General features: G+C 60.3%; 5 protein-coding genes and 1 pseudogene. 1 reads left to right on the top strand and 5 read right to left on the bottom strand.

What is annotated here, in order from left to right:
• A pseudogene (locus P3T22_RS26835) lies at positions 1-537 on the top strand (alkene reductase); the annotation flags it as partial.
• Positions 538-630: 93 nt separating this feature from the next.
• Here the strand turns inward: P3T22_RS26835 and P3T22_RS26830 are convergent.
• From P3T22_RS26830 to P3T22_RS26810, 5 genes are all read right to left on the bottom strand, one after another.
• Positions 631-1,476 carry a hypothetical protein gene (locus P3T22_RS26830; RefSeq protein ID WP_063499394.1) on the bottom strand — a complete coding sequence of 282 codons (846 nt, stop codon included), beginning with the start codon at positions 1,474-1,476 and terminating at the stop codon, positions 631-633.
• 263 nt (positions 1,477-1,739) lie between these two features.
• Entirely contained in the window at positions 1,740-2,693 is a 954-nt protein-coding gene (locus P3T22_RS26825) for a LysR family transcriptional regulator (protein WP_082855349.1), read from the bottom strand.
• Between the two features lie 60 nt (positions 2,694-2,753).
• Positions 2,754-4,490: an FAD-dependent oxidoreductase gene (locus tag P3T22_RS26820; RefSeq protein ID WP_063499392.1), complete on the bottom strand. Its 1,737-nt coding sequence runs from the start codon at positions 4,488-4,490 to the stop codon at positions 2,754-2,756.
• Between the two features lie 49 nt (positions 4,491-4,539).
• Positions 4,540-5,505: a D-2-hydroxyacid dehydrogenase family protein gene (locus P3T22_RS26815; protein ID WP_063499391.1), complete on the bottom strand. Its 966-nt coding sequence runs from the start codon at positions 5,503-5,505 to the stop codon at positions 4,540-4,542.
• A 155-nt stretch (positions 5,506-5,660) separates the two neighbouring features.
• Entirely contained in the window at positions 5,661-6,299 is a 639-nt protein-coding gene (locus P3T22_RS26810) for a glutathione S-transferase family protein (protein WP_063499390.1), read from the bottom strand.
• Positions 6,300-6,474: the final 175 nt, after the last annotated feature.

Raw genomic sequence — 6,474 nt, 5'->3', positions numbered from 1 at the left:
ACGAACCACCGAGACGACGTGTACGGCGGTCCGATCGAAAATCGCGCTCGTTTCCTCTTCGATACGCTCGACGCGGTCGTTTCCGTCTGGGGTCCGGGCCGCGTGGCCGTCCGTCTTTCGCCGAGCGGTACGTACGGCACGATGTCCGATAGCAACCCGCATGCGACGTTCGGTTACGTGGCAGAGCGGCTGAATCAGTATGATCTCGCCTACCTGCATGTGATTGAGCCTCGCATTCGGGGCATCGTGGAGAAGGAGACGAGCGATTCCGACGTTACGTCGAAGGACATTCGCCGGATCTACAAAGGCACGATCATCGCTGCAGGTGGCTTCACGCGTGAGAATGCCGAGCAGATTATTGTCGACGGCCACGCGGATCTTGTTGCATTCGGCCGGATGTTCATCTCCAATCCCGATCTGCCGGAACGGCTGCGTAGCGGTGCGCCGCTCAATCAATACGACCGCACAACGTTTTACGGTGGTGACGAGCGCGGTTATACCGACTACAAGTCGGTGCTTGAAGATGCCGTGGCTTGATTGAAATGGTAGAGACGTGAGCAGGGCGGCGGGGTTGTCGACTCCGTCGCCCCGATCTGAAGGTCGAGCTGTTTATGGCCAGGACTGGCGAATTCAATCCGCGAGGAGTGGAAAGAAGACGATGGCCTGGCCATTGAGCCGTGGCATATGCACCACGGAATCAAGGAAGCGTCCGTCGCCAAAGTCGAATGCCATGACGTTGTCGCGCGCAACGCAATACAAATGTCCGTCGGGACCGAACCGTAAGCCTCGAGGTTGATGGAAGCCGACTCCTGGTGGAGGGGCAAATACACGCACCAGGTTGCCGCTCGAGCGGTCATATTCACGAATGCTCGTCACGGCGTCGGGCGCGCGAAACGGAAACTCGCTGGAGACGATGATGTTTCCGTTGGGCGCGATCGCGAGATCTAATGGACTCAGTGCATCGTCGCTGATGAATCGGGACGCTAGCGGCGTGCCGTCTGCGTCGAATACTGCAATGCTGTTTTCCCCTTCGCCCCCCGGGCCGATGCCCGAGGCCAGATAGAGGGTTCCGTCTTCGGCCGACGCGAAACCGCGGGGAAACGGCACAACCCCCGCAGGCAGGACGTTTTGCGGCGCGCCGGCAAGATCGGCGTCAAACGCGACGATGGTCCGTGCGCTGCGCATTCCGACCAGGTATGTGCCGTCGGGTGCAAGGTTGCCGCCTCCCGCATTGAGCCCCGGAATCTCTCCTGTGTCCCGTACCACATTTCCAGCGGCGTCCAGTGCGAGGATTCGATCGCTGCCGCTATTTACATAGAGAAGCCGTCGATTCGCGCTCACGCTCAGGCCGCGGGGATCCGTGATGCGGGGATCCGCGCTGAACGTACCGCGTGCTGTTCCGTCGAGGGAAAAAGAAAGAAGCGAACCATATCCGTCGCCGTTGGCGCCGGACGCACTGGTGACGAGGATTTGCATTTTGGAATCCTGTGAAGATAGTCTGTTGTGGTTCGCAGCAGTCTATCTACGTCGGGCGCGCGGCACCACGCGCCTCGCGGCATAGTAGTTATCCCCTGCGGGAATAGCGTTTGCGACCCGGTCTGGCCGATGCTGACCGCAAGCCGTCTCGCAGCCTATCGATCATCCACGCACGAAATGCCGTCTTCAGCGAAGCGAGAGTCTGCGGCCACGCGTTGAGAGACCGAACGGCAACCGCATCGGGGATCGAATGCGCGAGGGTATCACTGCACATTTCCGGGGGCGTCAGGGCTGCCGGCTTGCGGGTGATCGCCCGTGTCTACGGGATCTGTGCGGAAGTCCAGGATATCTGCGAGGAAGTTGAGGAATGCGCGTGTTTTGGCGTTGACCATGCGGCCGCTCGGGAACACGGCCCAAAGCTCGATGGGAGGCAGGCGCCAGTCGTTGAGCACCGAGCAGACTTCGCCGCTTTTCAGTTCCGGGGAAAACATCCATTCGGATACCACCGCTAACCCGAGATCGGCGAGAACCGCCGCCCGGATTCCTTCAGCCGCCGTAGTGGCAACGCGTCCGGATACGACGACGGCAACTTCCGAGCTTTCGCGTCGAAAGGTCCACGTGCCGCCGCCACCTCGCTGGTTATATACGATTGCCTGATGGGACGACAGGTCCGCCGGGGAAACGGGGATTCCGGCGCGGTTGAAGTAGGCAGGCGTGCCTACCACAAGACGTGGGACTTCACCGATCTTGCGTGCGGTCATGCTCGAGTCCTCGAGTCGTCCCATGCGCAATGCGATGTCGATGCCTTCTTCAAGCAGATCGACATTGCGATCGTCGAGAACCATGTCGATGTTGAGATCAGGATGTGCTTCGAGAAACCGTCCGATGGCAGGCACGATGTGTAGCCGGGCAAACGTAACGGCGGCGCACACGCGCAGGCGTCCCGTGAGGTTGGTGCCAGTTCCGCGGGCTGCGAGCTCCGCTTCTTCTGCCTCTTCGATCGCGCGTTTTGCCCGCCCGTAAAATGCCTGACCCGCCTCGGTTGGCATTAAGCCGCGCGTCGAGCGCAGCAACAGGCGCACCGAGAGTCGTTCTTCGAGCAGTGCGATGGTCTTGGATACGGCTGGCTGCCCTACATTCAATAGTCGCGCAGCAGCCGAAAATGAACCCGACTCCACCACGCATACAAAGGTTTCCATCGCTGTTAACCGGTCCACTGCATCCTCCTGGCTGGGCGAATAGTGAAGCACCCGTGGTTTAACGTCAAATCAGGTAGCTTACCGCTCAGCGCTGAGAAACCGGTGGATTTGTGCCACAACGGCCGCACCTTCACCTACCGCTGCGGCGACCCGTTTGACCGAGCCGGCGCGAGCGTCACCGATCGCGAATACGCCATCGACGCTGGTTTGCAGCGGAAGCGATCGGATGCCCCCTTCGCCGATATCGGTTCCAGTCAGGACAAACCCCTTGCGGTCTAGCGAAACGCCGCATGAACGCAGCCAGTCCGTATTGGGATCCGCACCAGTAAACAGGAAAAGGTGACCCGACTGAATCGTTGCTTCGGTATCCCGGATGCGGCAGCGATAGCGAACCTGTTCGAGTCGCTCGCTGCCTTCGAGAGCGATAATTTCCACGCGTGGATGAAGTGTCACGTTTGGCAACGACGTGACGCGTTCGATCAGGTAGCGCGACATGCTCTGGTCGAGGTTGGCGGCGCGGATGAACAGATGGACATGCGCGGCGTGCGAGGCGAGAAATACCGCAGCCTGGCCGGCCGAATTGCCGCCGCCAACCAGCAGTACCGGCTCATTGCGGCACAATCTCGCCTCGATTGGCGACGCCCAGTAATAGACCCCACGACCTTCGAATCGATCGAGTCCCTCGAAAGGTGGCCGTCGGTACTCAGCGCCGCTGGCGATGACGACGGAGCGCGTCATGATGCGACGGTTGTCGGCGAGTTCGACGGAGAGGGGATGCCTGCTGCAATGCAGCGTTTTGACTTCACACGGAATCCCGATATGAGCCCCGAACTTCTGGGCCTGGTGGAAGGCGCGCCCGGCCAACGCCTGGCCGGAAATGCCGGTGGGAAAGCCCAGATAGTTTTCTATGCGTGAACTGGCGCCGGCCTGGCCACCTGGCGCCCGGCAATCCAGGGCGGCCACGGAAAGGCCTTCGGATGCCGCATATACGGCCGCTGCAAGCCCGGCGGGACCGGCGCCGACAATGACCAGATCGTAGACATGCGCAGGGTCGAACTCAGGCAGCAACCCGAGGCACGAGGCCAGTTGCAGTTCATCGGGATTGCGCAGCAACGCGCCGTTGGGACATATCACCAGAGGAAAATCGTCGAGCTTCGGAGCGAGCCGTTCGATCAGCGCGACGGCTTCCGCATCCTGCTGGGCATCGAGTGCGACATGCGGATGGCCGTTTCGTCGCAAGAAATTGCTCAGCGACACGAGGCGAGGATTGTCACTTGCGCCAACGAGGACGGGCCCGTCGCCGCGTTCGATGGCGGCGACGCGCCGTAGGATCAGGGCGCGGGTGAGCCGTTCGCCGAGTTCAGCCTCGGCCACCATCAATGCCCGCAGACCTTCCGCAGGAAGCACGAGCGCTTCGACATCCTCGATCGCACGTGCCTCGACCAGGGCGGGCTTGCCGGACAACTGGCCGATGTCGGAGCTGAATTCACCGCGCTGCATGTTCGCGCGCACCATGCGCTCGCGCCCCAGGCCATCGCGGCCGACGACGCGCACCGTTCCCGACAGGAACACGAACATGCCGGGACTCACGCTTCCTACGCGGTACAGATAGTCGCCTGCGGCACAGTGACGTAGCGTTCCGAAGCGCCGCATTCTGTCGATTTCTGCGTCCGTTAGCGTGGGATACAGTTGATAGTACCGAGGGTTTTCCCGTGCGCTGGGATTCTCGTTTATCAGGTCACCCGAGAATCCGCTCGAATCGACAGCATCATTGCGAGGCGATGCACCGCTGGTCAAATCGGAGTCGCTATTCATGGTGGTCCTCGTCGCGGCGGATACTGGCCAACCAGAGGGTGTTATCTTACTAGATCTGCGCGGTGCGACCGGTTTCGTCCAGCCAGTGAGCGATGTTTTTGACGGTGTCGCCGTAGAACGTTCGGTACAACTCCTTAGACACATAGCCGATATGTGGCGTGGCGAGTACATTGGAAAGTTCGCGTAACGGGTGTGGCTTTTCAAGCGGCTCGACGTCGTATACGTCCAGGCCTGCGCCGGCAATCCGGTTTGTCCTGAGTGCTTCGAGGAGCGCGGCACCGTCGACTATCGGACCTCGGGAGGTGTTGATCAGCCGGCTCGTCGGCTTCATCTTCGCTAACTCTGCGGCGCCGACGAGATGATGAGTGCGAGGACTGAGGCGGACGTGAATGGACAGGACATCGGACGTCGAAAACAACTCGTCTTTCGTGACGTACTCAACGCCGTGTTCCGCGGCGACCGCTGGTGTGAGATTCTGGCTCCATGCAACGACCTTCATGCCGAATGCCCGGCCGATCAGGCCGACCGCCGATCCGACTCGCCCCAGGCCCAACAGGCCAAGTGTCTTGCCTGCCAGTTCCTCGCCTACTGAGAGCTGCCATCCACCGTTACGCAGGGACTGATTTTCCTGCGGAACGTTTCGTGCCATCGATAGAATCAGCGCCCACGTAAACTCGATTGTCGGGTTGGACGAGTAGCCCGTGTGGAGAACGGCGATGCCCAGAGCAGCGGCAGCGTCCTCGTCGATCGCTGCATTCGCGAGGCCGGTTGAAGCAATGAGCTTGAGGTTCGGTAGTTTTTCGAGGATCGCGCGCGGTAACGGCGTGCGCTCGCGCATCACACATACGACGTCGAATGGCTTCAACCGATTGATTATGGCGTCGGTATCGGCGACGTGATCATTGAACACAGTGATGCTTGCGCGTCCATCCAGCGGTGACCAGTCCGCGAGGCTAAGCGATACGTTTTGATAGTCGTCGAGTATGGCTACCTTGACGTGGGAATTCGTGTTCATGTTGCTCCCTCCTGTTTTGCCTGCAAGATTGAAACGGGGCGGTGCTGTCGGGCAGGAGGCGGTCTACTTTGCTTTTGCAGAAGCGCTCCTGCCCAGCTTGCTCCGAAAGTGCTTGACGCGCTATACATGCAAGCAGAACCTGGCACCGGGAACGGTTACGCCGCAGGCACCAGCGCGCTCACCCGTGCAACGGCCTTCTCCACGGCTGGGCGCGCTGCAACGGCGTCATACCATCTTCGTACGTTGGGGAACGCCTGCAATTCGATGTCCGCAAACTGCCGTCTCCACAACCAACCGAAGTGAGAGACGTCGGCGATCGTGAATTCATCTCCCGCCGCGAACTCAGAACGCGCCAAAACACCATCAAACACCTTCATTACGCGTTGTGCTTCCGCGCTGAAGCGAGCGACCGCCGCCGGTACGGGCTCGGGCGCCTGCTTGAGAAAATAGCCTAACTGGCCAAACGCTGGACCAATTCCGGAGATTTGGAACGAAAGCTGCTCAAACACCCGGGCGCGAGTGCTGCCCTTGGCCGGGAGCAGCTTTCCCGACTTCTCCGCAAGATAGATCAGGATGGCGGTCGACTCGGTCAAGACGAAGCGATCTCCATCGGGACCGTCAGGGTCAACGAGTACTGGAACCTTGCCGTTTGCGTTGAGCGACAGGAAGCTCGCTTCCTTCTGCTCGCCTTTGCGGACGTTGACGGGTTTCAGCTCGTATGCGATGCCCATCTCTTCCAGGGCAACCGGAACCCGGACGCTGTTGGGGGTAGAAAATGCATAGACTTCGATCATGATTGTTTGGCAAGGTCAGAGTAACTGATCGTCAGATCATGCTTGCAACGCTCGGAGGGAGGTAGAGTTCGCGGACGCATAACTGAAATTCCAAAGGGGAATAGGGCGTCGCGGCGGCATCGAGCGCTGTATGCCTGGCGGGAATGAATGTTATGTACTCGCGGCGTCTTCCGCT

It is taken from the genome of Paraburkholderia sp. GAS348, assembly GCF_050434205.1.
Lineage (GTDB): Bacteria > Pseudomonadota > Gammaproteobacteria > Burkholderiales > Burkholderiaceae > Paraburkholderia.
This window is presented reverse-complemented; position numbering and strand designations above follow the sequence as displayed.